The sequence below is a fragment of the Streptomyces sp. NPDC046203 genome, from assembly GCF_040646255.1.
Taxonomy (GTDB): Bacteria; Actinomycetota; Actinomycetes; order Streptomycetales; family Streptomycetaceae; genus Streptomyces.
Window position 1 is genome coordinate 1 of the sequence record NZ_JBEYZX010000002.1, and the last position, 25,517, is coordinate 25,517.

Sequence of the window (25,517 nt, forward strand, 5' to 3'; positions counted from 1 at the left end):
CAGGTTATGCCGCGCGGATGGGCCCCCCGCGCCACGCGCCAATCACCCCCACCCCCCCCCCACCCCCCCCCCGCCAGGGCCCCCCCCCCCGGGGCGCCCCCCTTTCCGGCGTGTGCGGCCGCCCGGCCCGGCGGACCCCGGTGGGGGTGGTTACGCGGCGCCCATCACGTCGCCGAAGGAGCGCGGGTCCGTGTTGAAGCCGCGCAGCAGGGGGCGGCAGGTCCAGGCGCCCGTGTCGTCGCGGGTGAATTCGGCCACGGTCGCCGCCGTCGCGTCCGCCACCGACGCGAAGTCGTCGGTCAGCAGGTCCGTGTAACCCTCGCGGACCCGGACGCCGGTCCCCGCGACCTGGCCGAACGCGAGCCGTCCGGCGCCCTGCTGTATGGCCACTCCCACCACTACGCGCGCGTAGTGGTCGGCGAGCCGCACGAGTTCCACGGTCATCGCCTCGTCGTAGCCGAATCCCTGTCCCGTACGGCTGTCACGCTGCAGCGTGATGGTGCCGTCGGGGGAGCGGTTGTCGAAGTGCACCAGATAGGCGGGCGGGCCGTACGGGGCCTCCGCCGCGTAGACCCCCGCGACGATGTCCAGGTCATGGGCCGGGGCGCCGGCCGGGCTGGGGTCCCACTTGAGCGCCACCTCGACCTTTTCGACACCCTTGTTGAGTCCGCTCATCACGAATCCCCTCTCCGCGTACGGTTCTTGACGAGTCGTTCATAGTGTCATGCGGACAACCGGTCGACATGCCGTCGGGGTACGGCGGATACCGGCCCCGTTCCCGCCCCGGGCGCCGGGCCTCGAACACGGCGGTGAGACGGCGGGGCGGGGCGGAAGGTGCGGGCGGCCGAGACCTGACGGTGCGTCGTTTCGCCCCGTACCATGGCGCGGTGCTGGTCAAGTGGATTCGTTGCACCGTGGTGGACCGCCGAGGGTTCGAGCGGGGGCAGCGGAAGTGGGCGGGGCTGCCGGGCGAACCGGGGTTCCGGGCGCAGGGTGGCGGGTGGAGCCGGCGACGGCCGGATGTCGCCCATGTCTTCGGCTTCTGGGAGAGCCGGGCGTTCTACGACTCCTTCATGGCGCGGTCCCACGACCGGCTCGCGGCCGCCCAGGTCGGCACGTACCGCGATATGCAGGTGAAGCTGTTCGACCACCGTTTCGATGTGAAGACGGGGTTCGAGCCGCGCTTCGCCGATGCCGACGTGGCCCGGGTCGCGCACTGCCAGGTGCGCGAGGAGCGGGCGGAGCACTTCGCGCTGATGCAGGAGAAGGTCTGGAACCCGGCGATGGCCGGGTCCCCGGGCATGCTGCGCGGATTGTTCGGGGAGGGGCCGGGAAGCGAGTTCCTGGTCCTGTCGATGTGGAACTCGGCGGCCGAACACGGGAAGTACCGGGTGGAGCGCATCGAGCGGCTCGGGCTGCGGGCGCAGACCGAAGCCGATGTGGCGGCCATGACGGGGGACATCGTGGAGCTGGAGCAGGCCTGGACGGTGTGAGCCCGTCCGGCCCGGGGTCCGGGCGGGGGTGACGGGTCGGCCGGGGGTCGGGGGTCGGCCGAGTGTGAAGGAGGGGACGCTCCCCGACTTCCGGGTCTGAGCCGCGAAGGAGTCACGGAGGCAGGGCCCGGGTCGGTCTCCGCCCGGCCGTCCGGCCGCCTGCTTCCCGCCCGCCTGCCTCACCCCTCCTGCCGCGTCGCGACCGAAGGACCCGCCCCCGTGCCTCACACCGGGGCGCCCTCGCTCGCGAAGGCCCCCGCCTCGACCGCCGCGAGCACCGTACGGGCCGCCTGGTCCGCGAGATCGGCGTCCACCGGCTCGCGGGTGACGAACAGCCGCAGGAAGAGCGGCGCGGAGACCGCCCGCACCACCGCTCCCGCGTCCGTGCCGGCCGGGGCCTCGCCCCGGGCCATCGCCCGGTCGACGACGCACTCGCAGCGCCGGAAGCGCTCGGTGTAGAAGTCGCGCAGCGACTCGGCGGCCCGGGGGGACTGGAACGCGGCGGCCACGAACCCGGTCGGTGCCGCCGCCCGCGCCGGATCCGCGAAGGACTCGGCCACCTCGTGCGCCAGCGCGCGCAGATCCCCGGCGAGGCTGCCGGTGTCGGGTGCCGTCCACCGGTCCTCGCCCGCGAGGGCGAGCGCGTCCGCGACCATGCCCTCGACGCCGCCCCAGCGGCGGTAGAGCGTCGTCTTGTGCACCCCCGAGTGCTCCGCCACGTATTCGACGGTGAGGGCGGGGTAGCCGTGTTCGGCGAGTCCGGTCAGGACCGCGTCGCGGACGGCGGCCCGGGTCCGGGCCGTGCGGCCGCCGGGGCGTCTGCTGCCGGGGGCCGGGTCGCTTCCCTCGTGGTCCGCGGCGCTCTGAGGATCATTCAATTGCTACTCCCGTTGCGTTAGTGGCTCCGAGTGTGCCACACTTCTCCATAACGCGACATGGGTTGCGTTTATTCGCCCCACTGCTGCCCGGGAGGCGCCCTTGCCCACGCAGATCTCGCTTCACGACGTGACCGTGACCCGCGGTGAACGGCTGCTGCTCGACCAGGTATCGCTCGCCGTGCGCCCCGGCGAGCGGATCGGGATCGTGGGGGAGAACGGGGCGGGCAAGTCCACCCTGCTGCGGATCCTCGCCGGGCTCGACGCGCCCGACTCCGGTGAGGTCGTCACCGTGGCGGAGCGCGGAGCCCGGCTTCTCGCCCAGACCCCCGAACTGCCCGCGCACGCCACCGTCGCCGAGGTCATCGACGCCGCGCTCGCCGAACTGCGCGCCATGGAGCGCCGCCTGCGCGCCTTGGAGGCACGGCTCGGCGACGCGGACGCGCCGGCCCTCGACGCGTACGGCGAACTGCTCACCGCCTTCGAACTGCGCGGCGGCTACGAGGCCGACGCCCGGGTCGACAAGGCCATGCACGGCCTCGGCGTGGCACACCTCGGGCGCGACCGCGGACTTGGCAGCCTCTCCGGAGGGGAGCAGGCGCGTCTCGGTCTCGCCTGTGTGCTCGCCGCCGCCCCCGAGGTGCTGCTCCTCGACGAGCCGACCAACCACCTGGACGCCCAGGCCCTCGACTGGCTGGAGGGCGCTCTCCTCGCCCATCGCGGCACGGTGGTGGCCGTCTCCCACGACCGGGTCTTCCTGGCGCGGGTGACCACCGCCATCCTGGAGGTCGACGCCGACCGCCGGACCGTCGTGCGCTACGGCGACGGGTACGCGGGCTTTCGCGCCGAGCGGGCCGCCGCCCGGCGGCGCTGGGAACAGGCGCACGAGGAATGGTGCGCGGAAATCACCCGACTGGAGCAGTACACCCGCACCACCGCGCACACCGTCGCCGCCGGGCGGACCATGACGGACAACAACAAGATGGCCTACGACCGGGCGGGCGGCCGGGTGCAGGCATCCGTCTCCGGCCGCGTCCGCAGCGCCCGGGAGCGACTGAGCCGGCTTCACGAGGACGCCGTCCCCGAGCCGCCGAAGCCCCTCGCGTTCACGGCCAGGCCCGTCACCGGCCGCGCCGAGGGCGCCCTGATCACACTCAGCGGGGTACGGGTCGGCAGCCGGCTCGCCGTCGACGACCTGACCGTCGGCGCGGGCGAGCGGCTGCTCGTCCACGGGGGCAACGGCGCGGGCAAGTCCACCCTGCTGCGCGTCATGGCCGGCCTCGTCACACCGGACGCCGGGCAGGTCGTACGCCGGGGACGCACGGGCTTCCTGGCCCAGGAGATCCCGGCCCACCGCCCCGCCGAACACGTCCTCGCCGCCTTCGGCCGCGGCCTCCCCCTCACCGAGGACGAACGGGCCGAACTTCTCCTCTCGTACGGACTGTTCCGCCCGGCCGACCTCACCGTCCCGGTCGGCAGCCTCTCCGCTGGCCAGCGCCGCCGCCTCGCCCTCGCGCGCCTGCTCACCCGCCCCGCCGACCTGCTGCTGCTCGACGAGCCCGCCAACCACCTGGCCCTCGGCCTCGTCGAGGAGCTGGAACAGGCCCTGGAACAGTGGGAGGGAGCCGTGGTCGTCGTCTCCCACGACCGTGAACTGCGCCGCCGGTTCACCGGTCGTATACGGCGTATGGACGTCGGACGCCTGACCGACTGAGCCGGACGGCGGGACACCGCCTAGGGTCGAGGTATGGCACGACCGCGGCGCATAGTCCTCGTACGGCACGGAGAGTCCGACGGCAACGTCGACGACACCGTGTACGAGCGGGTCCCCGATCACGCGCTCGGACTCACGGAGACCGGGCGGCGGCAGGCGGCGGAGACGGGGGAGCGGCTGCGGGAGCTCTTCGGCGACGAGCGGGTCAGCGTCTACGTATCGCCGTACCGCCGCACCCACGACACGCTGAGCGCCTTCCGGCTCGACCCGGACCAGGTGCGGATCCGGGAGGAGCCCCGGCTGCGCGAGCAGGACTGGGGCAACTGGCAGGAACGGGAGGACGTACGCCTGCAGAAGGAGTACCGGGACGCGTACGGGCACTTCTTCTACCGCTTCGCCCAGGGGGAGTCCGGCGCCGACGTGTACGACCGGGTCGGGGCCTTCCTGGAAAGTCTCTACCGCAGCTTCGAAGCGGCCGACCACCCGCCCAACGTCCTGCTCGTCACCCACGGACTGACCATGCGACTGTTCTGCATGCGCTGGTTCCACTGGACGGTCGCCGACTTCGAGTCGCTGTCCAACCCCGGCAACGCGGAGACCCGGACCCTGCTGCTCGGCGAGGACGGAAAATACCGGCTCGACCGGCCCTTCGAACGCTGGCGGGACCCGGAATCGTATGGTTCCACCGGATAGAGTTGCCAAGAGATGACCGCTGACTCCTCAATCGACCGGCGCTTCGACCGCGCCCTGGCCAGTCTGCGCGGACTGGCCGTGGGAGACGCCCTGGGCTCCCAGTTCTTCGTTCCCGGCACCTACGCCCTACTGAAACAGCGTGAGACGCCGACCGGTCCCTGGCAGTGGACCGACGACACGGAGATGGCCTGCTCCGTCCTCGCCGTCCTCGCCGACCACGGCCGGATCGACCAGGACGCCCTGGCCTCGTCGTTCGCCCATCACCACAACTTCGACCGCGGATACGGCCCCGCCGTCAACCGCATGCTCCGGCTCGTCCGTGAAGGAGAGGACTGGCGCTCCCTCGCCGCGAACCTCTTCAACGGCCAGGGGTCCTGGGGCAACGGCGCCGCCATGCGGATCGCCCCGCTCGGCGCCTGGTACGCCGACGATCCCGAACAGGCCACCCACCAGGCAGAGATCTCCGCCTACACCACCCACCAGCACCGGGAGGCGGTGGCCGGAGCGATGGCCGTCGCCGCGGCCGCGGCCCTGGTCGCCGACCCCGCCGGCCCGCCCGCGCCGGAGGCACTGCTCGACGGTGTCGTCGCACTCGTCCCGCGCAGCGCCGTGGGCGCCGGACTGCGCCGGGCCCGCGACATGCTCGACTACGACGACGCCGGCACGGTCGCGGCCGTCCTCGGCAGCGGCCGGCGCACCAGCGCGCACGACACCGTGCCGTTCGCGCTCTGGTCGGCGGCCCGGGCGATCGGCGACTTCGAGCGGATGTTCTGGACCACCGCGTCGGTCGGCGGGGATGTCGACACCACCTGCGCCATCGCGGGCGGCGTGGTGGCCGCGAGCCCGGCGGGCACCCCGCCGGCGGCATGGCTGGACCAGACCGAGGACCTGCCCGCCTGGATTCCGGCGGCGGCACGCCCGTAGGGGCTGTCCGGCGGACCTCGGCCGGGGCGGGTGGGGGCCGGGGCGTCTGGCGCGGCACCCGGCTGCGTTGGACACTTTGACGCCTTGTCATCTGTCCCCTGAGCCTTGGCGGGCCTGGGGGAGACCCTATGCGCCGGCCTCCCCGGCCTGTCCGAACCTGATCCAACCGGACAGCCCCGAGCCGGTTCGGTTACGGAAGATCCGTACCGGGAGGCCGCGCCGGGCCGCCGTACCGGAGGCGTGCCGGCCCGGTCAGACGGTCGGGCCGGCCGCCTCCGTCTTCCCCCGCAGGGCCGCCAGGTCGCTCCGGCGGACCCGGATCACCAGGGTGGCTGTGCCGAGCGCGACCAGCGCCATGACCACGGCGCCGGTGAACGCGCTGGAGATCCCGGCCGTCAGTACGTCGTGGGACCACGGCGCGGGCAGCCGTCCCTCGCGCGCGAACGCCGCCTTCTGCTCGGGCGTCGCGTGCGCGAGGAAGTCGGGCATCTGCGCGCGCGCCGCGTCCGCGCTCGCCGCACCGAAGACCGTGACCAGGATCGAGAGGCCGAGCGAACCACCCACCTGCTCGGTCGCGTTGAGCAGCCCCGAAGCGGCTCCCGCCTCGTGCGAGGCGATACCGGAGACGGCGGTCAGGGTCAGCGTCACGAAATTGAGCCCCATGCCGAAGCCGAAGACGATCATCGGGCCGAGGACCCCGGCCACATAGGAGGTGTCCGGAGTGAGGAAGCTCAGCCAGAGCAGGGCCGCGCCGGTGATGGCCGTGCCGGTCATCAGGAACGGCTTCGGGCCGAACAGCGGAAGGACCCGCTGGGCGATTCCCGAACCCACGCCGATGGCGAGCGTGACCGGCAGAAAGGCGATCCCCGCACGGATCGGGCTGAGGCCGAGCACGTCCTGGAGGAACAGGACGATGAAGAAGAACATGCCGAGCATCGCGGCGGCCAGGCTGAGCATGATCACGTAGGTGCCCGCGCGGTTGCGGTCGGCGAACAGCCGGAGCGGGGTGATGGGTTCACGGGCCCGTGACTCGACGACGGCGAAGGCGGCGAGGAGCAGAACGGCCGAGACGAACGCCCCGATCGTGAGGGCGTTCGTCCAGCCCGCTTCCGAGGCGCGGATGAATCCGTAGACGAGCGAGGCCATGCCGAGCGTGGAGGTGAGCGCCCCGGTCAGGTCGAAGCGGCCGGGATGCCGGGGGGACTCCGGGATGAAACGCGGTGTCAGAAAGGCGATGACCAGGCCGATCGGGACGTTGACGAACAGCACCCAGCGCCAGTCCAGCCACTCGGTGAGCATGCCGCCGGCAAGCAGCCCGACGGCGCCGCCGCCGGCCGAGACCGCCGCGTAGACGCCGAACGCCCGGTTGCGGGCCGGTCCTTCGGGAAACGTCGTGGTGATCAGAGCGAGGGCGGTCGGCGAGGCAATCGCCCCGCCGACGCCCTGGAGGGCGCGCCCGGCCAGCAGTTGCCAGGGCTCCTGCGCGAATCCGCCGAGCAGCGAGCTGAACGTGAAGACGAGGATGCCGATGAGGAACATCCGGCGGCGGCCGAGGATGTCGCCGGCGCGACCGCCGAGCAGCAGCAGGCCGCCGAAGGTGAGGGTGTAGGCGCTCAGCACCCACGACAGGCTCGTGGTGGAGAAGTCGAGAGCGTCCTGGATGTGGGGGAGCGCGATGTTCACGATCGTCGCGTCCAGGATCACCATCAACTGGCATGCGGCGATGACGGCGAGCGCGATGCCCGGCCGGTCATGGCGGCGCACACGTCCGGGAGGCGTGCGTGTGTTCGTCCGGGTGGTTGTCACGGTGCGTCCCCCACGAAATATGCGGTGAAGTGCCCCGTTGACTGCGTTTCACGGTAGTGATTCCTCTCCGGGGAAGGCAAGTTCACCGGATACCACCGCGGTCGTGTCGCCCGGACCGGCGGCGGCCCGATACGGAGTGAGGGTGGGCGGGTGCTTCATCCCGGCCGCGGCGCGGGCGGCGGCTGCGGCGAGTGTGCTCCGGTTTCCGGTGGCCGCCGGCCCGGGTGCTGTCGCATGGAGCGATGATCTTCGCCAATGCGATGAGGGATCGCTCGACGTCCCCGTGTGCGGAGTGCCGGATCCCAGGGGTCTCTCTCGTAGCAGGGAGCCGGAAGGTGAAGCGGGAAGCGGGGGGCGCGGCAGGGCGTCGAAGGGCGCGGCGACCGCGCGAAACTGTGCGGGAGCGAACGTACCCATGGAGTGATCGCAGGGGCTGGCGCTCCATCCCCAAGCCCCAGGGGACGAGGATGATCCACGTGTGCCGTCCGGGCGTGGCCGGGCCGCCGAGCGGCCTCGTTTCCACCGCGAGGGGCGGGTGCTCCGGACGCCGGGGCCAGCGGGTTTCGGACGTGCCTGATGGAGTACGGGGAATCCGGGTACCGGCGCGGGTGTCTCTCGGCGTAACCTGTCAGGCGCCATGCCGTATGAACCACCCACCCACAGCGTCGAACGCTCGATCCGAGCCACCACCGGCGCCAAGATCATCGCCGGGGTCGACGAGGTCGGACGCGGGGCCTGGGCCGGTCCGGTCACCGTGTGCGCCGCCGTCACCGGCCTGCGCCGCCCGCCCGACGGGCTCACCGACTCCAAGCTGCTCACCCCCAAGCGCCGCACCGAACTCGCCGCGGAACTCGAGGGGTGGGTCACCGCGTACGCGCTCGGTGACGCCTCGCCCGAGGAGATCGACGAACTCGGGATGACCGCCGCGCTCCGGCTGGCGGCCGTCCGCGCCCTGGAGGGCCTGCCGGTGCGCCCCGACGCCGTGATCCTCGACGGCAAGCACGACTACCTGGGCAGTCCCTGGCAGGTGCGGACGGTGATCAAGGGAGACCAGTCCTGTGTCGCCGTCGCCGCCGCCTCCGTGATCGCCAAGGTCCGCCGCGACGCGGTGATGGGCGAACTGGAGGCCGGGGAGTACGCCGCGTACGCGTTCGGGGCCAACGCGGGCTACCCTTCGCCGGTCCACAAGGCCGCGCTGGAGGAGTTCGGGCCCACCCCGTACCACCGGCTCTCCTGGGCTTACCTCGACGCGATGCCCCGCTGGCGGCACCTCAAGAAGGTCCGCCTCTCCGCCGAGGCGGCCGCACTGGAAAGCGGGGGCCAGCTCGGCTTCGACTTCTGACGTCCGGCCCCCACGGCCGACCACCCGTACTTCCGGCCCCTGACACGGGGATCCGCCGGCGGACGCCCCACTCGGGGAGCCGACCGGAAGACCTCGTTCCAACGGGTCGGGGCGCATGCGCGCCCACCCGCCGGAGCCCCACGCGACGGCGTTTGATAGACATCCACCCATGCCTCTCATCCCCGAGGAGTCTCAGATTCACGAGAGTGCCCAGGGTCCCCGCGCGACCGCGGCCGCCGGCCGCCCCGTGCCGACCCCCCGACCCGTACCCGGCCCGCGTACCGCGGCCACGCCGCGTCCCGGGCGTCCTGTCCCCGGTCCCGCCCGGCCCGCGCCGCCGATGCCGCGCCCGCCGGTCGCCGACCCGCAGGCCGACGCCGCGGCGGAGAATCGTTTCGACCAGCGCGCCGAGCCGCAGATCCAGCTGATACCGGCGACCGTCGACGGAGCCGTCGACGCCGCTGAGGAAGCGGTGGACCTGCTGCTCGAAAGCGGCCGCGCCCCCGGCGACGTGCTGGTGCTGACCACCGGTGAGCAGCACCCGTGGGCGGCGCACGAGCTGTCCTTCGGCGAGGACGCCTACTGGGCGCAGGGAGACGCTCGCGAGGACGTCTTCTTCGCGGACGCCGCCACCGCGGCCCGTACCGCCGTCCGCCCCGTGGTGGTCGTCGCCGTCAACGGTGGCTCCGACGAGGCCGTCGCGGGCCGGCTGCCCGAGGCCATGGCCCGGGCCTCCGCCCTGCTGATCGTCTGCGGCGATTCGCAGCGGGTGGGCGCCGTGCTCGGCGCCGGCGTCTGACCGCACCCGTCCACTGTCCCGGCCGCTCTCGCGGCGGCCGGGCGGAGGGGCCCGGCCCGCTTTTCCCCGTCCGGTCGTGGTCCCGTACCGCGAGCCGGACGGTGCCCGGGACGGCGAGTGCTCGGTCGCCGGCATCCGACTGCCGGCCATCGGTGCCCGAGCGTCAGAGCGTCAGGGTCCGTCCCTCAGCGGGCGGCGGCCCGCCGCAGCGGCTCGGACGCCCCGCTCGCGATACGAGGCGACGGCAGCGACGGCAGATCGAACGCGGTGCTCACCCCGAGCGGCACCGGGGGCGAGTCGAGGTCCGGCCGACGGCCGCCCCGCCCTTCGCCGAGCACCTGCCAGCCCGCGCGGGTGAGCGTGATGTACGCCCCGCAGCGCAGCCCGTGAAGCGTGCAGGCGTCCCGCAGCCCCCACATCCAGGCGCCGTCCTCCTCGGTCCAGCGCTCGTCGCCCTCGCGGCAGTAGAGCAGCACCGCCGTCCGCACCGGAGTGCGACGCCGCAGATCGTGCGGGATCACCCGGCGCAGATGGGCGAGGAGCGCGTTGCGGAACTCCCAGCCGTCCGAGGGCGCGGACCGCGGGGTGAACGAGGCGCTGGCGGCGAGCCGCTCCTCGTGATCGAGTACGGCCACGACCGCCGTCGACGGCGTGGGCCGGTGGCGGGAGTGGAGCCCGGTGACGACTTCACGTGGATTGCGCAACAGCGGAATCCCGGCACCGGCCCATTCGGCCGGTTCGAGTGTCCGCGAGAGACGGCTGGCCGAACCGGACGGTGTGCCGGCCGGAGCGGCCCCGGACGGAATGAGTCCGAAGGTCACGATCCTCCCTTCGGATATGCGTCGCCCGCGCCTCGGGCGGGGACGGGTGAGGGCGCACCGCGGCACGGTCCGGCGGACCACTGACGAGCCGTGCGGGGTGGATTTCCGATTCTTCCTGGCGCGTGCGCGGGCGGCAACGAGCAATTGGCGCCGCCGACCGGAATGAACCGGTATGAGGTTCATATCCCTGCCCGATTCCCCCGGTTCACCCGTCCTTCACCCCTGGACGGCGAGCACCAGCGGAAACACCCCCTCCGCTCCCGCCCGGCGCAGCAGCCTCGCCGCCACCGCCAGCGTCCAGCCGCTGTCGGAAAGGTCGTCGACGAGGAGTACCGGGCCGCCTGCCGCGGTCAGGCGTTCCGCCAGGTCGGCGGGCACGACCAGCGTCCGCTGCAGCCCGACCACCCGCTGCGCGCTGTTCGTACGGGACAGCCTCAGGTCCGCCGCTTCCGGCGTGTACTCCACCGTGCCCAGGAACGGCATCCGCCCGATCTGTGCGATCCGGTGCCCGAGCGAGCCCACCAGCCGCGGCTTGCGGTGCGAGGCGACCGTCACCACACCGGCCGGCCGGGGCGCCGCGTCCGGAGCGCCCGAGGCCCAGCCGCCGGGCCCCTTCGCCCAGTCGGCGAGCACTCCCACCACCGCCTGCGCCACATCGTCCGGGACCTCCCCGTCCGGCGCGGTGTCCGCGAGCAGCGGCCGCAGCCGGTTGCCCCAGCCGATGTCCGACAGCCTGCCGAGCGCCCGGCCCGGGTACGACTGCTCGCCCGCCGGAATCCGGCCCTTCAGATCCACTCCCACCGCGGCGAGCCCGGTCGGCCACATCTTGCGCGGTTCGACCTCCACACCCGCCCGGCCCAGCTCGCCCCGGGCCGCGTCCAGCGAGCCGCCCGACACCTTCGCGTCGAACCGGACCCCGGCGCAGTTGTCGCAGCGACCGCACGGCGCCGCCTCCGTGTCGTCCAGCTGACGGCGCAGGAACTCCATCCGGCAGCCGTCCGACGCCGCGTACTCCCGCATGGCCTGCTGCTCGGCCTCCCGCTGCCGGGCCACCCACGCGTACCGCTCGGTGTCGTACACCCACGGGCGGCCCGTGCTCTCCCAGCCGCCCTTGACCCGCTTGACGGCCCCGTCCACGTCGAGGACCTTCAGCATCGTCTCGAGCCGGGTCCGGCGCAGTTCGACCAGCGGTTCGAGGGCGGGCAGCGACAGCGGCCGGCCGGCCGCCGCCAGCACGTCCAGCGTGCGCCGCACCTGCTCCTCCGGAGGGAAGGCCACCGAGGCGAAGTACTTCCAGATCGCCTCGTCCTCCTTGCCCGGCAGCAACAGCACCTCCGCGTGCTCCACGCCACGCCCGGCACGGCCCACCTGCTGGTAGTAGGCGATGGGGGAGGAAGGCGAACCGAGGTGCACCACGAAACCCAGGTCCGGCTTGTCGAAGCCCATGCCGAGCGCCGAGGTCGCCACCAGCGCCTTGACACGGTTGGCCAGCAGATCGTCCTCCGCCTGCTGGCGGTCGGCGTTCTCCGTCCGGCCCGTGTACGAGGCGACGGCGTACCCGCACTGGCGCAGATGGGCGGTGACCTCCTCCGCCGCGGCGACCGTCAGCGTGTAGATGATCCCGGAGCCCGGCAGCTCGTCGAGGTGGTCGGCCAGCCAGGCCAGCCGGTGCGCGGCGTCCGGCAGCCGCACCACGCCGAGGCTGAGACTCTCCCGGTCCAGCGGACCGCGCAGCACCAGCGCGTCCGTGCCGGCGCCCGTCCCCAGCTGCTCGGCGACATCGGCGGTCACCCGGGCGTTGGCCGTCGCCGTCGTGGCGAGCACCGGCACGCCGCCCGGCAGGTCCGCGAGCATGGTCCGCAGCCGCCGGTAATCGGGCCGGAAGTCGTGCCCCCAGTCGGAGATGCAGTGCGCCTCGTCGACCACGAGCAGCCCCGTCGCGGCGGCCAGCCGCGGCAGCACCTGGTCGCGGAAGTCGGGGTTGTTGAGACGCTCCGGCGAGACGAGCAGCACGTCGACCTCGCCCGCCGCCACCTCCTGCTGGACCGTGTCCCATTCCTCGGTGTTCGACGAGTTGATCGTGCGCGCGCGGATTCCCGCGCGGGCGGCCGCCTCCACCTGGTTGCGCATCAGCGCGAGCAGCGGGGAGACGATCACGGTGGGGCCGGCGCCGCGCTCGCGCAGCAGCGATGTCGCCACGAAGTACACCGCCGACTTGCCCCAGCCGGTCCGCTGGACGACCAGCGCCCGGCGTCCCTCCGCGACCAGGGCTTCGATGGCACGCCACTGGTCCTCGCGGAGTCTCGCCGTCCCCGTCGGGTCCGAGACGAGACGGGCGAGCACGGCGTCGGCGGCCGTGCGCAGGGCGGTGCGGTCCTCGGTGCGGTCTGCGTGGGTCATGCCCCCATGCAACCTGATGAGTACGACATTGCGCGAATGGGCCGCCGAGCCTGTGGATAACGTTATCCACAGGGCTTTCGCGATCGACGCGCTTGCGGGACCGTCAGGGCCATGAGCAACATTCCACGCCAAACCGGTTCATCGCCCTCGCCGCAGCAGATCGTCCTGCGCGGTCCCGCCGAACTGGCGGACGCCCTGCCCTTCATCCTCGGCTTCCACCCCAGCGACTCGATCGTCCTCGTCGCGCTCCACGGCGAGCGCGCGCGCTTCGGCGGCCGGGTCAGAGTCGGCATCCCCTCCTCCCCGCGGGACTGGGCCGCTCTCGCCGGCTGCCTGGCCGAGTGCCTCGTCGAGGGCTCCGCACGACGTGGCGAGCGCCCCGACGCCGTCGTCGGCTTCCTCTGCCAGGAACCGGCCCGAGGCGAGACCGGCCGCCGGGCGATGGAGCGGCTGAGGCCCCTCGCCCAGAGCCTGCGCGTCGCCTGCGGCAGGCTCGACGTCCCCGTCCTCGAAGTCCTCTGCATCTCCGACGGCCTGTACTTCTCCTACTGCTGCCCCGACGCTTCCCCGTGCTGTCCGGCGGACGGCACACCCCTCGCCCTCGCCGGTACGTCGGTGATGGCGGCGTCCGCGGCCTACGCGGGAGTCCAGGTGCGCGGCACCCTCAAGGACATGGAGGCCCGGCTGAAGCCCCGCTGCCCGGGGGCCGAAGCGGCGGCCCAGCGCGCCGCCCTGAACGACGCGGCGGCCGTCATCGTGCCGAGGATCCTCGACGGACCGTCCGGCGTGCTCGCGCGGCAGGAGACGCGCGAGACCGCGATCGACCTCGTCCACCGGCTGGTCCGGCGGCTCTCCGAAGCGTCCGCGTCCGCGCCGGTGTCCGTGGACCCGGCGGCGGACACCGGCAGGGACGCCGGCGCGGGCAGGGGCGCCGGACTGTCCGGGCCCACCCGGGACGACGCCCGGGACGACGCGCTGATCAGCCCGGACGAGGCCGCCACTCTGATCCTCGCGCTCCAGGACCGCGAGACCCGCGACCGGGCGGCCGAGTGGATGGAAGGACCGGAAGCCGCCCCCGCCCTGCGGCTCTGGAGCGCGCTCTCGCGCCGCTGTGTCGCCCCGTACGAGGAATACGCGGCGGCGCCGCTGACCCTGGCCGGCTGGGTCGCGTGGTCCACCGGCGACGATCCCCTCGCCCGGGTCGCGCTCGGCCTCGCCATCGAGGCCGACTCGCACTACCTGTTCGCGCGGCTCCTGACCCAGGCGTGCAACGAGGGGCTGGACCCGGAGGCCCTGCGCGACTGTCTGCGGAGCGAGCGGTCCGCCCGGACCGCGGCCGGGCAGGACCGGGCGCCGGCACCGGCCGACGACTCCGACTCCGACGGCGAAGTGGTCGTCGACGCCGAGGACACCGGCGCCGACACCGACACCGACAACGGCCCCGCCGGTTCCGCCGACCGGGAGCGCGCGCGGCGGCGAGCCCTTCTGATCGCGCGGCGGAACGCGCGCAAGGCCGGACCGGGCAAGGCCCCCGGCGCCACCCGGCCGCCCCAGCGGGCCGACGCGGCCCCGAAGCCGCCGAAGAACCCGGCCGTGCGCCGGACCGGGCGCCGAGGCGCGAGGAACGGGGGATGACGACCGTGACCCGGCGGCCCGCCACGGCGTTCACTTGGATGGCGGTACCGCGGGAGCGGTGGCGCCGACCTGTGGCCGCCCCGGCGGGCCGCCGGGACCGCCCGTGCGGCCCCGGCCCCGGCCCTCGCCGAATCAGGCCGAGCCGCCCGGACCGCACAGAGAGCGCCGCACTCCCGCCATGGCCACCAGCCCCGCCCAGGCCCCCGGACCCTCCGTCGGGCGCCCGCCCCGTACCGGAAACCCACCCCCGGGACCGGGAAACGGGGCCGCCCGCCCCACCGACCTGCCCGCCACCCACGACACCCTCATCGGCGTCGCCCTGCCCGGTCTCGCCATCAGCCCCCGGCACGGCCAGCTCACCGGGAACGGCCTCGAAGGAGTCTTCCTCTCCGGACGCAGACTGCTCGCCCGCTGCGTCCTCCGGGTCGCCGGCCGCGCGCCCATACCTCTCCACAGCCGCGCGATCACGGCGGATCAGGCCGAGTTCCTCGGGGTCCTGCGGGCACCCGGGGACACCGGCCCCGATCCGGGGCTGGCCGTCGAGCGGGTCCGGTCGGCCGACGGGACGGAGCGGATCACGCTGCGCAGCTCCGCCTCCCGGCCGCTGCGGATCCCTGTGGAGATCACTCTGGGCACGGATCTCGCGGACCTGCGCGCGGTGGGGGCGGGGCGGCCCGGCCCCGAACTCGCCGCGGCCGTCCACGGCACCGGCCTGCGCTGGACGGCCGGCGACGGAGCCGCCGTCGCCGTCCTGGCGGACCCTCCGCCCCGTGAGGCCCTCGCCACGGCCGGACTGCTCCGCTGGGAAATCGAGCTGGCCCCCGGAGCCGGCTTCGTCCTCACCCTCCGGCTCCGCGCCGACCGGACCCCGCACCACTCCGGTCAGGGCTCCGGCGGTCAGGGCCCCGGCCCCGGTGCGGGTGCCGGGTTCGGGCCCGGTACCGGCGGGCGCGTCGGCGGACACGTCCTCGCCGACGCCGTCGCCGAGGGCGACGACGCCCGGCTCGGTCTGTTGTTGCGGGCCTCCGTCGCCGACCTGCGGGCCCTGCTCCAGCGCGACCCGGCACATCCCGCCGACGTCCATCTGGCCGCCGGGGTGCCCTGGCGCTGCGGCCCCGTCACCGCCGAAGCCCTCTGGGCCGCCCGGATGGCCCTCCCGCTCGGCACCCGGCTCGCCGCCACCACGCTGCGCGCCGTGGCCCGCTCCCAATGCGGCGGTACGGGGCCGGAGTCGGGGCGGATGCGCGGTCCGCTCCGCGACGCGGGACCCCATCTGCCGCCCCGCTGCACCGGCGTCGAGGCCACCCTCGCCTTCCCCGCCGTCCTCGCCGAGGCCCGCCGCTGGGGACTGGCCGACCAGGACCTCGCGGAACTGCTGCCCGTCGCGGAACGCTGCCTCGGCTGGCTGCGCGGCGCCCTCGACGGGCACGGCTTCGTACCGGACCCGTGGCCCACCGGACCGGCGCGGGCCGAGACCCAGGCCCACGCGCACCGGGCGGCCCTGCTCGGCGCCGATCTGCTGGACGCCTGCGGACGGCCCGGCGGCGACGCGTGGCGGGAGTGGGCGTGGGCGCTGCGCGAGCGGTTCCGGGCCCGGTTCTGGCTCGACGATCCGTCCGGTGGCCGGCCCGTGCTCGCACTGACGGTCGACGGCCGTCCGCTGTGCCAACTCGGGGGCTGGGCCGCGCATCTGCTGGACACCGGACTCGCCGAGGAGGGCTGGCACGCTCCCGGGCTCCTCGACCGGGCCCGCATCGAGCGGCTCGCCCACCTGCTGGTGACCCCTGCGCTCGACTCCGGCTGGGGACTGCGCGGCCTCGGGGCGAAGGAACAGGGGCACAATCCGTTCGGACACCGTTCCGGGGCCGTGCGGGTGCACGAGACCGCCGTCGCCGTCGCCGGGCTGGCGGCGGCGGGGCACGAGAGCGAGGCCGTCGGGCTGCTGCGCGGGCTGCTCGACGCCGCGGACGCCTTCGACCACCGCCTTCCCGAGATGTTCGCGGGGCATCGACGGACGCCCGGCGTCGCGCCGGTCGCGCACCCGGCGGCCTGCCGGCCCGCCGCGGTCGCCGCCGCGGCCGGAGTGCACCTGGTGACCACCCTGGTCGGCGTGTGCCCCGACGTACCCGGCCGCACGGTGGCTCTGCATCCGCTGCGTTCGGCGCCGTTCGGCGAGGTCCGGCTGTCCGGACTCGTCGTCGCGGGCGAGCCGTTCGCGGCCCGATCCGGCCGCTTCGGTCTCGGCATGGTGGAGGAGGCCGCGTCCGGTCTTCAGCTGGGAGTCTGACGGGCCGCCGCCTGCTTGGTGCGACCGGACGCTCGGCACCACAGGGGAGGCCGGCCTGACGGCAGGCCACTCGGCGGAGGGAGGCGCGGGCCGGGCGGACTCCCAGGGGACGTGCACGTGAAGACGGTGGCCCTGGTCGCGGTGGGGGCGGCAACCGGCCGAGGGTCCGGCAGCTTTCCCGAGGGTCGCGGTGTGGATGGGCCGGCGCGATGCGCCGTACGTCCTTCGAGGTGTGGGCCGAGGCGGATGATCTGCCGCAGGCACTCTCCTCGGGGTCCCGCGCGGGCGAGGCGCAGGCCCCTGGTCCGCACCCAGACTTTCCCGGGGCCGCGCAGGTCGGCGATGCCGAGACGGGGGTCGCCCCGGACCGGACCGGCCCGTCCGACTGTGCCTCGACGAGTGGGCCGTGGCACATGGTGGCCGGGCGGCCGGGTGCGGTGGCTGCCGGACGTGCCTCGCCGAGCGGGGAAATCTCGCGCGGAGAGCCGCAGTTCAGATGATGGATCCCATGAGGAGCCTTGGGAAGGGGCGAGGGGGCTGCCCGCGGGGGACGGTGGAGAGGGCCCTCGTGACGTACCGGACGGTGGGTACCGCTGGTGCACGGCGAGTCCCCGCACCGCGGCGAGACCACGTGCGCGGAACAGAGCACCGCCCTGCCCGCCCTCTCGGGCGAGGTTCTTTCCGACCGGCTGTCGCGACCGGCCACCGGGGGCGTGATCGAACGCCACCGCACTGTCGGCCGGTGACGCGCGGCATGAGCAATGGGGCACCGGGTGGCGGGTCGGCTGGGAAGGCGGACAAAAGTGGTGGAGTCGGCGAGGGAGGCGAGGAGGGGCCGGAACGGAAGGGTGGGATCCATCGACTCGCGTGTTTATCGTCAGGGAGACGACTATGATCGCGGCATGCCTCCCTACGACCCGTCGGCCTTCCCGTCCTTCGCTGTCACCGTCGATCTGGTCGTGCTCACCGTGCGGCGCCATGCCCTGTGCGCCCTCGTCGTGAAACGCGGGGAGCCTCCGTTCCAGGGGGCCTGGGCGCTGCCGGGCGGATTCGTCCGGGACGGCGAGGACCTCGACGGTGCCGCCGCGCGCGAGCTGGTCGAGGAGACCGGGCTCTGCGTCCACGACCCGGGAGCGCCGATGCCCGTGCCCGGGAACGGAGCGCACCTGGAGCAACTGGCGACGTACGGCGCGCCGGACCGCGACCCGCGGATGCGGGTGGTCAGCGTGGCCCACCTCGCACTCGCCCCGGACCTGCCCGCGCCGCGCCCGGGCGGCGACGCGGACAGCGCGCGCTGGGCCCCGGTCGGGGAACTGCTCGGCCCGGACGGCGGCGCGGCGGATCCGGGGGACCGGAAGGACGAGGAACCCGCGCCGCTCGCCTTCGACCACACCCGGATCCTGTCCGATGGCGTGGAGCGCGCTCGTTCGAAAATCGAATACTCGTCGCTGGCCACGGCCTTCTGCCCGCCCGAGTTCACGGTCGGCGAACTGCGCCGGGTCTACGAGGCGGTGTGGGGCGTGACGCTGGATCCGCGCAACTTCCACCGGAAGGTGACCGGTACGCCTGGCTTCCTCGTGCCGGCCGGTGGCACCACGACCCGTCAGGGCGGCCGTCCCGCCCAGCTGTTCCGCGCCGGCGGTGCCACCCTGCTGAACCCGCCGATGCTGCGCCCGGAGGTCTAGAAACCGTCTTTCCGGATCCTGCCGGGCTCGCCGGGCCCCGGCCCTGATCCGCCGGACACACCCAGGCGGGGACCCGGGGCGACCCGAGGTGCGCACGCTGCACCAAAAGTCCGAAATGTAACGCTATCTTGCTGGGAAACCGCCCTGCCGCGGAGCGGTCTCACCTACCCGCGAGAGAAGCGATGCTCCAGGCCATCGGACTCACCAGCACCCCCCGCCGGGACCTTCCGCCCGCCGTGGACAATCTCACCTTCGAGGCCCGGCCCGGCACCGTCACCGCCCTGCTCGGGCCCGCCGGCGCCGGCAAGACCACCGCCCTGCGCCTCATGCTCCAGCTCGAACCGGGCCGGGGCATCACCTACTTCAGGGGCCGCACGCTGCACCGCGTCGCCCACCCCGCCCGCGAGGTCGGCGTCCTGTTCGGCGACGTTCCCGGTCACCCCTCCCGCGCCGTGCGCAGTCAGCTGCGCATGCTCTGCGCCGCCGCCGGAGTGCCCGGTTCACGCGCCGACGACATGCTCGGGCTCGTCGGTCTCACCGGCGCCCGTGATCGGCGCATCGGCACCCTGCCGCTCGTCATGGACCGCCGACTGGGCCTCGCCTGCGCACTGTTGGGCGACCCGCACACCCTGCTCCTCGACGAGCCGGGCGCCCGGCTCTCCGTACGCGAGAGCGCCTGGCTGTACGAACTCTTGCACGCCCACGCGGACGAGGGCGGCACCGTCCTCTACACCACCGCGGATCCCAAGGATGCCGCCCGGAACGCCGACCGGGTCGTCACGCTCGACCAGGGGCGACTCGTCGCCGACCAGGAGGCCGTCGACTTCGCCCGTACCCGGCTGCGTCCGCGGGTCGCCGTCCGTACGCCCTACGCGACCCGGCTGGCCGCCGTGCTCTCCCAGGAATCCCGGGCGGCCCGCCGCCCGGTGGAAGTGGTCGCGGAAGGCGGCAACCACCTTTCCGTCTACGGGAGCGACTGCGCCACCGTCGGCGAGAGTGCCTTCCGGAACGGTCTGCTCTTGCACCGGCTCGCCGACGAGACGGGCGACGCCGGTGACTCGGTCGTCCCCCGGCAGGCGCCCGCACCCTCCTCCTCCGCGCCTCAGCTCCAGCCTCACCCTCCAGCCGTGCCGGTGCTCGCACCCGTGCCCGTGCTCGCTCCCGCGCGCAAGGCCCCGTGGGGCGCCGTACCGCCCGTCGAGGAGCCCGGCACTGACGCCAGCGCCGGCACCGCCTCTGACCCTGACCCCGGCCCCGGCGTCGATGCCCACAACGATGCCGGGGCGATCGCCGACGATCCCTCGGGCGCACCGGGAGTAGTCGATGGGGACCACCCTCGGTCGAACACGGAACTCAAAGGCGCGCCGATCCCGAGCCCCGCCCAGGACCCCGGTGGCACCCCGGCCGTCGATCCCGAGGACACGCCGACCCGGGACCCCGAGAGCGCACCGACCCCAAGCCTCGCCCCGGAATCCGCAGACGCCCCGGCCCCGGCCCCGGTCCCACCCGCCGGCAACGCACCGCCCCCGGAGCCCGAAAACGTCCCGCCCCTGAAACCCGAGAGCGTCCCGGCAGCCTCCGTGATCCGCGCGCCCCGGCGTTCCCCGTTGTGGCCCGTGCGCTACGAGATCCGCCGTCTCCTCGGGGTGCCCTCCACGCCGCTGGTGGTGCTGGGCGTCCTGTTCGTCTCCCTCGCGCTCTCCGTGCTGCTCGCGCGCAACGGGCGCACCCCGCTGCCCGCGGTGCTGGCCGGCTGGCCCGTCCTCTCGCCGCTGCCCCCGGCGGCCCTCGGGGCCGGGCTCGTCGGCGCCTTCTCCTTCGGGGAGGAGTACCGCTACCCGGCGCTCACGACCGGGCGCGGCGCCGTACCGCGCCGGCTCGGGCTGCTGCTCGCGAAGCTGGCCGTCACGGCCGCGATCGCCGCGCTCCTCGCCGTCCTGGTCGTCGTCGCCGACCGGGAGGCGCTGCGGTTCGTCTACGGCGGTCAATTGGTCCCCGTGCCGCACAACTGGCCCGCACTGTCCGCGAATTGGTTCGGCCTGATGATCGGCTGCGGATGGGCGGGGCTGCTGGGAGCGGGGGTGTTCCGGGCGGCGGCCGCCGGAGTCGCCGCGGTCCTCGCCGTACCGGTGGCCTTCGCGCCGCCACTGCACCACGTGCTCGCCGCCGGCCCCGGGCGATCCGTCGCGGGACTGCCGGCCAGGCTGCGCGCGCTGATGAGCGTCGAGTGGTCGTCGGCGGCGGACCGCTGGGTGATGGCGGTCCTCAAGGTGGTCGGCCAACCCGTGGGGGTGGCCATGGCGCTGACCTTGACGGTTCTCCTCTGCGCCTATGTGCTCACCGGTCTTCGCAGCAAGGCGCGTTGGTGACCGCATTCGGATCGAGAAGTTCCGTCCGGGCGGCAACTCCCTTGGAAAATGCACCTTATGTCGCAATAATCGTCAATTGTGTAGGGGGCGCCGATCACCCTTTCGTGTGCTTTTCACCAAAGACCTCAAGGGGCGCGGAAGCCACGCCGACAAAGGATGCGTGAGTACCCTTGCGCACACGATGATGACCGCCGCCCGCTCCGTCGAGTCCGGCCTCGGCGCCCCGGGCGATCTCGACCGCTACTCCTACTCCGAGACCTCCGGGCCGGACCGAGTGGCCCCGCCCGCATGGGAAGGGGTGGACGAGCTCGGCCGGGCCGGCCGCAGGGCCGCGGGCAGCCGCGGCCGCGGACTGCACGGCCAGCTTGTCCAGCAGCTCGGACAGATGATCGTCTCCGGCGACCTCGGCGCCGACCGCCCACTCGTCCCCGAGGAGATCGGCCAGCGTTTCGAGGTCTCGCGCACCGTCGTCCGCGAGTCGCTGCGCGTGCTGGAGGCCAAGGGCCTGGTCAGCGCCCGGCCCAACGTCGGCACCCGGGTCCGCCCGGTCAGCGACTGGAATCTGCTCGACCCCGACATCATCGAGTGGCGGGCCTTCGGTCCACAGCGCGACGACCAGCGCCGCGAGCTGAACGAGCTGCGCTGGACCATCGAGCCGCTCGCCGCCCGGCTCGCCGCCGGACACGGTCGGGAGGACGTCCAGCAGCGGCTGTCCGACATGGTCGAGATCATGGGGCACGCCTACGCACAGGGTGACGCCATCACCTTCTCGCGGGCCGACGCCGAGTTCCACGCGCTCCTCATCCAGCTCGCGGGCAATCGCATGCTGGAGCACCTCTCCGGCATCGTCGCCGCCGCCCTCCAGGTCTCCGGCGCCCCCGCCGCGGGATGCGACCGCCTCAGCGAGAGCTGCCTCGGCCACCACGCCCGGATCGTCGACGCGCTCGCCGCGGGTGACGCGAACGCCGCGGAGGCGGCCATGCGGCAGCTGCTGATCGGGCACCCCGAGCCCGTCGTGCCGGGGCCCCGTGAGCAGCACTGACCGCGCACCGCGGCCGGCCGCACCGTGACGCCCGCCCCGCGCGCCGCCCGAGCGGGCGGCACCCGGGGGCGGGCGACCACCCCCGGGAGTGCCGGGCCCCGGCGCGCCGGGCCCATCCGGCACACCCGGCGCGTCCGGCACCCTTGAGGTGACCCCGTGCATACCGCGACCGCCATGCCGCCCGGCGCACCCGACGCGCGTACGCCGCGCCCGGAGCACCGGCGCGTGGCCGATGCGGCGACCGGTGCGGCGACCGGGGTGTGCGGCGGCCCCACGGCGGCCCGCGCGCCGGAGCCCGGCGGAGTCCGGCGGAGGCGTTCATCGGGCCCCGTGTCCGTACGCGCGTCCGGGCGGGGTAGGTGCGTTCCTGTCGCTTCCTGACGGATTCGCCGTAAATGAGGTGTGACTCGGGCCACGTGGATTGGGCGTAACGCTCCCGGCGGCCGAGCGATGACCTAAGAGGTGACAGCCGAGGAAGGAATACAGCAGCCGCTCAGGGCGCTGTGCAGTTCCCCGGCCTAGCCCGCGCCGTCGGCTCATTCCCTGCCGCCGGTCGTCGGCTCCAGCCTGATCCAGGGCGGGGCCGGAAGCCGTTTCCATCGTTCCGAGAGGTTGTTCGTGTCGGCCAGCACATCCCGTACGCTCCCGCCGGAGATCGCCGAGTCCGCATCTGTGATGGCGCTCATCGAGCGGGGAAAGGCTGATGGGCAGATCGCCGGAGATGACGTGCGGCGGGCCTTCGAGGCCGACCAGATTCCGCCGACTCAGTGGAAGAACGTTCTGCGCAGCCTGAATCAGATCCTCGAGGAAGAGGGTGTGACGCTGATGGTCAGTGCGGCGGAGTCGCCGAAGCGCACCCGTAAGAGCGTCGCTGCCAAGAGCCCGGCCAAGCGCACCGCCACCAAGACCGTCACCGCCCGGACGACCGTGACGAAGACCGTCACGTCCACCGGCGCGGCCTCGGCGGCCGAAGGTGCCGACGCCGACGAGACCGGATCCCCGGTCAAGAAGGCCGCGGCCAAGAAGACCGTCGCCAAGAAGGCGACCGCGAAGAAGACCGCCGCCAAGAAGACGGCGGCGAAGAAGTCCAAGAAGGACGACGACGAACTCCTCGAGGGCGAGGAGCTGCTCGAGGACGTCGCGTCCGGCAAGGACGAAGAAGAGACCGAGGGCGAGAACAAGGGCTTCGTCCTGTCCGACGAGGACGAGGACGACGCGCCGGCCCAGCAGGTCGCCGTCGCCGGTGCGACCGCCGACCCGGTCAAGGACTACCTCAAGCAGATCGGCAAGGTCCCGCTGCTCAACGCCGAGCAGGAGGTCGAGCTCGCCAAGCGCATCGAGGCCGGTCTGTTCGCCGAGGACAAGCTGGCGAACTCGGACAAGATCGCTCCGAAGCTCAAGCGCGAGCTGGAGATCATCGCCGAGGACGGCCGCCGCGCCAAGAACCACCTCCTCGAGGCCAACCTCCGTCTCGTCGTCTCGCTGGCCAAGCGCTACACCGGCCGCGGCATGCTCTTCCTGGACCTGATCCAGGAGGGCAACCTCGGTCTGATCCGCGCCGTCGAGAAGTTCGACTACACCAAGGGCTACAAGTTCTCCACGTACGCCACCTGGTGGATCCGTCAGGCGATCACCCGCGCCATGGCGGACCAGGCCCGCACCATCCGTATCCCGGTGCACATGGTCGAGGTCATCAACAAGCTCGCCCGTGTGCAGCGCCAGATGCTCCAGGACCTGGGCCGCGAGCCCACCCCGGAGGAGCTGGCCAAGGAACTCGACATGACCCCGGAGAAGGTCATCGAGGTCCAGAAGTACGGCCGTGAGCCGATCTCGCTGCACACCCCGCTGGGCGAGGACGGCGACAGCGAGTTCGGTGACCTCATCGAGGACTCCGAGGCCGTCGTCCCGGCCGACGCGGTCAGCTTCACGCTCCTCCAGGAGCAGCTGCACTCCGTCCTCGACACGCTGTCCGAGCGTGAGGCGGGCGTCGTCTCCATGCGCTTCGGTCTCACCGACGGTCAGCCGAAGACCCTCGACGAGATCGGCAAGGTCTACGGCGTGACGCGCGAGCGCATCCGGCAGATCGAGTCGAAGACGATGTCGAAGCTGCGCCACCCGTCGCGCTCGCAGGTGCTGCGGGACTACCTCGACTGATCCGTACGCGTACGGACTGTCGGGCCCGGGTCGTCGGACCCGGACCGGCACACGAAGGGCTCGGTTCCCCGTCAGGGGAGCCGGGCCCTTCGGCGTAGGCGCGGGTGCGCGGGCGGTGCGACTGCACGACGCTGGGTAGAAGGTCGTCAACGGAGAGTCAGGAGACTTCATGCGTCGTCCTCTTGCCCGCGCCCTGACCGGCGCCCTGGGTCTGTTCGCCGCCGTCGCGGTGCCGCTCGCCGCACCGGCCCCCGCGTCCGCCGGCGGTGTCGTGGTCGGCGGCCGGCCCGCCCGGACCGCGGACGCGCCCTGGGTGGTGGCCCTGTCCAGCCGCGCCCGCTTCGGGAGAATGCGGGCGGGACAGTTCTGCGGAGGGGTGATCATCGCCCCCACCAAGGTGCTCACGGCCGCCCACTGCCTGGGGCGCGAGGTGCTGGGCGGCGAGCCCGGGGAACTGCCCGACTTCAAGGTGATCGCGGGGCGCACGAAACTGCGCGGCGACGGCGGGCAGGAGGTCCGGGTCGCCAGGACCTGGGTCGATCCGGAGTACGACCCCTCGGCGGGGTCGGACGATCTGGCCGTCCTGACGCTGGCGAAGGCGCTGCCGTCGTCGTACGCCATCGACGTGGCCGCCGTGGACGATCCGGCGCTGGAGCCGGGGACGCCGGCGGACGTGTACGGCTGGGGCGACACGACCGGGGGCGGCGCCTACGCGCCGTCGTTGCGCTCGGCACGCGTACGGGTACTGTCCGACGCCACCTGCGAGAAGGCGTATCCACGCAGTCTGGGGGTGGAGTACCGGCGCGACACGATGCTGTGCGCGGGCGACCTGCGCGGAGGCAGGGACGCGTGCCAGGGGGACAGCGGGGGCCCGCTCGTGGCGCGCGGGCGGCTGATCGGGCTGGTGTCGTGGGGGAGCGGCTGCGGTGAGGCGGGAAGCCCCGGCGTCTACACCCGGGTCCCCGCGGTGCTGCACCGGCGCTCCTGACCGCCGTACGGCGGCCTTCCGGCCTGTACGGCACCGGGACGGCGGCTCGCGGGTGCGCCGCGCCGCCCGACCGGTGCCCCCGTGCCGACCCGACGCCCTGTGCCGGTGATTCCGCGCCCATGACCTCGCGTCAGGGCGCGGTCACGGTACGAGAACGGGCGCCCACCCGCACGCGTACGCGTGGTCGGGTGGCCGCCCGTCGTCGCCGGCCTCAGTGACCGGCTGCCGGCTCGTCGTACAGCGAGGCGTCAGCGCTCGTCTTCCGCGGCGTGGTTCGGAACGGCACTGAGCCGGTCCGTCTCGTCCTGTATCTCTGCGGCGATCTTCTTCAGTTCCGGCTCGAACTTGCGTCCGTGGTGAGCGCAGAAGAGCAGGTCACCGCCGCTCGTCAGGACGACGCGCACGTACGCCTGGGCGCCGCAGCGGTCGCATCGGTCAGCGGCCGTCAGGGGGGTCGCGGGGGTCAGAACAGTAGTCACGTCGCCTCTTC

At 73.5% G+C, this 25,517-nt stretch carries 19 protein-coding genes; 13 read left to right on the top strand and 6 right to left on the bottom strand.

The window, feature by feature from the left end; all coding sequences use genetic code 11:
* Positions 1-150: 150 nt before the first annotated feature.
* Positions 151-675 (bottom strand): TerD family protein, encoded by a 525-nt coding sequence (locus ABZ990_RS01870; protein WP_361223716.1) that lies wholly within the window; start codon positions 673-675, stop codon positions 151-153.
* A 212-nt stretch (positions 676-887) separates the two neighbouring features.
* On the opposite strand from ABZ990_RS01870, the gene ABZ990_RS01875 reads away from it, so the two are divergent.
* A complete protein-coding gene (locus tag ABZ990_RS01875) occupies positions 888-1,493 on the top strand; it encodes a YdbC family protein (protein WP_361223719.1) in 606 nt (201 codons plus the stop codon).
* A gap of 224 nt (positions 1,494-1,717) precedes the next feature.
* Here the strand turns inward: ABZ990_RS01875 and ABZ990_RS01880 are convergent, their stop codons facing one another.
* Entirely contained in the window at positions 1,718-2,371 is a 654-nt protein-coding gene (locus ABZ990_RS01880) for a TetR/AcrR family transcriptional regulator C-terminal ligand-binding domain-containing protein (RefSeq protein ID WP_361223722.1), read from the bottom strand.
* Between the two features lie 100 nt (positions 2,372-2,471).
* Between ABZ990_RS01880 and ABZ990_RS01885 the strand changes: the two genes are divergently transcribed.
* From ABZ990_RS01885 to ABZ990_RS01895, 3 genes are read left to right on the top strand one after another with little or no spacing between them, the layout of a single operon-like run.
* Complete coding sequence (locus tag ABZ990_RS01885) at positions 2,472-4,082, top strand: ABC-F family ATP-binding cassette domain-containing protein (protein WP_361223725.1); 1,611 nt, start codon at positions 2,472-2,474, stop codon at positions 4,080-4,082.
* 33 nt (positions 4,083-4,115) lie between these two features.
* A complete protein-coding gene (locus tag ABZ990_RS01890) occupies positions 4,116-4,775 on the top strand; it encodes a histidine phosphatase family protein (protein WP_361223728.1) in 660 nt (219 codons plus the stop codon).
* 12 nt (positions 4,776-4,787) lie between these two features.
* Positions 4,788-5,699: an ADP-ribosylglycohydrolase family protein gene (locus ABZ990_RS01895; protein WP_361223731.1), complete on the top strand. Its 912-nt coding sequence runs from the start codon at positions 4,788-4,790 to the stop codon at positions 5,697-5,699.
* 252 nt (positions 5,700-5,951) lie between these two features.
* Here ABZ990_RS01895 and ABZ990_RS01900 read toward each other — a convergent pair whose 3' ends face one another.
* Entirely contained in the window at positions 5,952-7,463 is a 1,512-nt protein-coding gene (locus ABZ990_RS01900; RefSeq protein ID WP_361223734.1) for an MFS transporter, read from the bottom strand.
* Positions 7,464-8,142: 679 nt separating this feature from the next.
* Here ABZ990_RS01900 and ABZ990_RS01905 point away from each other — a divergent pair.
* Positions 8,143-8,847: a ribonuclease HII gene (locus ABZ990_RS01905; RefSeq protein WP_361223737.1), complete on the top strand. Its 705-nt coding sequence runs from the start codon at positions 8,143-8,145 to the stop codon at positions 8,845-8,847.
* A 169-nt stretch (positions 8,848-9,016) separates the two neighbouring features.
* A complete protein-coding gene (locus tag ABZ990_RS01910) occupies positions 9,017-9,646 on the top strand; it encodes a hypothetical protein (protein ID WP_361223740.1) in 630 nt (209 codons plus the stop codon).
* Between the two features lie 185 nt (positions 9,647-9,831).
* Here ABZ990_RS01910 and ABZ990_RS01915 read toward each other — a convergent pair whose 3' ends face one another.
* Positions 9,832-10,467, bottom strand: a complete 636-nt coding sequence (locus ABZ990_RS01915) for a hypothetical protein (protein WP_361223743.1) — start codon at positions 10,465-10,467, stop codon at positions 9,832-9,834.
* Positions 10,468-10,683: 216 nt separating this feature from the next.
* Positions 10,684-12,867 carry a RecQ family ATP-dependent DNA helicase gene (locus tag ABZ990_RS01920; RefSeq protein ID WP_361223745.1) on the bottom strand — a complete coding sequence of 728 codons (2,184 nt, stop codon included), beginning with the start codon at positions 12,865-12,867 and terminating at the stop codon, positions 10,684-10,686.
* Positions 12,868-12,978: 111 nt separating this feature from the next.
* On the opposite strand from ABZ990_RS01920, the gene ABZ990_RS01925 reads away from it, so the two are divergent.
* The 7 genes from ABZ990_RS01925 (at position 12,979) to ABZ990_RS01955 (ending at position 25,027) form a co-directional block, all read left to right on the top strand.
* Complete coding sequence (locus ABZ990_RS01925) at positions 12,979-14,502, top strand: DUF4192 domain-containing protein (RefSeq protein ID WP_361223748.1); 1,524 nt, start codon at positions 12,979-12,981, stop codon at positions 14,500-14,502.
* Positions 14,503-14,680: 178 nt separating this feature from the next.
* Positions 14,681-16,789 (top strand): glycogen debranching N-terminal domain-containing protein, encoded by a 2,109-nt coding sequence (locus ABZ990_RS01930; protein WP_361223750.1) that lies wholly within the window; start codon positions 14,681-14,683, stop codon positions 16,787-16,789.
* 902 nt (positions 16,790-17,691) lie between these two features.
* Positions 17,692-18,474, top strand: a complete 783-nt coding sequence (locus ABZ990_RS01935; protein ID WP_361223752.1) for an NUDIX domain-containing protein — start codon at positions 17,692-17,694, stop codon at positions 18,472-18,474.
* Positions 18,475-18,656: 182 nt separating this feature from the next.
* Entirely contained in the window at positions 18,657-20,843 is a 2,187-nt protein-coding gene (locus tag ABZ990_RS01940; RefSeq protein ID WP_361223754.1) for an ATP-binding cassette domain-containing protein, read from the top strand.
* Positions 20,844-20,949: 106 nt separating this feature from the next.
* Positions 20,950-21,885 carry an FCD domain-containing protein gene (locus ABZ990_RS01945; protein WP_361223757.1) on the top strand — a complete coding sequence of 312 codons (936 nt, stop codon included), beginning with the start codon at positions 20,950-20,952 and terminating at the stop codon, positions 21,883-21,885.
* Between the two features lie 618 nt (positions 21,886-22,503).
* Complete coding sequence (locus tag ABZ990_RS01950) at positions 22,504-24,039, top strand: RNA polymerase sigma factor (RefSeq protein WP_361223760.1); 1,536 nt, start codon at positions 22,504-22,506, stop codon at positions 24,037-24,039.
* A 169-nt stretch (positions 24,040-24,208) separates the two neighbouring features.
* Positions 24,209-25,027: a serine protease gene (locus tag ABZ990_RS01955; protein WP_361223762.1), complete on the top strand. Its 819-nt coding sequence runs from the start codon at positions 24,209-24,211 to the stop codon at positions 25,025-25,027.
* Between the two features lie 248 nt (positions 25,028-25,275).
* Here ABZ990_RS01955 and ABZ990_RS01960 read toward each other — a convergent pair whose 3' ends face one another.
* Positions 25,276-25,506 carry a hypothetical protein gene (locus ABZ990_RS01960; RefSeq protein ID WP_361223765.1) on the bottom strand — a complete coding sequence of 77 codons (231 nt, stop codon included), beginning with the start codon at positions 25,504-25,506 and terminating at the stop codon, positions 25,276-25,278.
* Positions 25,507-25,517 lie beyond the last annotated feature (11 nt).

Bases quoted from the DNA above. Each gene is read 5' to 3' on its own strand.
- ABZ990_RS01870 (WP_361223716.1), bottom strand. From the start codon at position 675: ATGAGCGGACTCAACAAGGGTGTCGAAAAGGTCGAGGTGGCGCTCAAG.
- ABZ990_RS01890 (WP_361223728.1), top strand. From the start codon at position 4,116: ATGGCACGACCGCGGCGCATAGTCCTCGTACGGCACGGAGAGTCCGAC.
- ABZ990_RS01895 (WP_361223731.1), top strand. From the start codon at position 4,788: ATGACCGCTGACTCCTCAATCGACCGGCGCTTCGACCGCGCCCTGGCC.
- ABZ990_RS01905 (WP_361223737.1), top strand. From the start codon at position 8,143: ATGCCGTATGAACCACCCACCCACAGCGTCGAACGCTCGATCCGAGCC.
- ABZ990_RS01910 (WP_361223740.1), top strand. From the start codon at position 9,017: ATGCCTCTCATCCCCGAGGAGTCTCAGATTCACGAGAGTGCCCAGGGT.
- ABZ990_RS01920 (WP_361223745.1), bottom strand. From the start codon at position 12,867: ATGACCCACGCAGACCGCACCGAGGACCGCACCGCCCTGCGCACGGCC.
- ABZ990_RS01925 (WP_361223748.1), top strand. From the start codon at position 12,979: ATGAGCAACATTCCACGCCAAACCGGTTCATCGCCCTCGCCGCAGCAG.
- ABZ990_RS01930 (WP_361223750.1), top strand. From the start codon at position 14,681: ATGGCCACCAGCCCCGCCCAGGCCCCCGGACCCTCCGTCGGGCGCCCG.
- ABZ990_RS01935 (WP_361223752.1), top strand. From the start codon at position 17,692: ATGCCTCCCTACGACCCGTCGGCCTTCCCGTCCTTCGCTGTCACCGTC.
- ABZ990_RS01940 (WP_361223754.1), top strand. From the start codon at position 18,657: ATGCTCCAGGCCATCGGACTCACCAGCACCCCCCGCCGGGACCTTCCG.
- ABZ990_RS01955 (WP_361223762.1), top strand. From the start codon at position 24,209: ATGCGTCGTCCTCTTGCCCGCGCCCTGACCGGCGCCCTGGGTCTGTTC.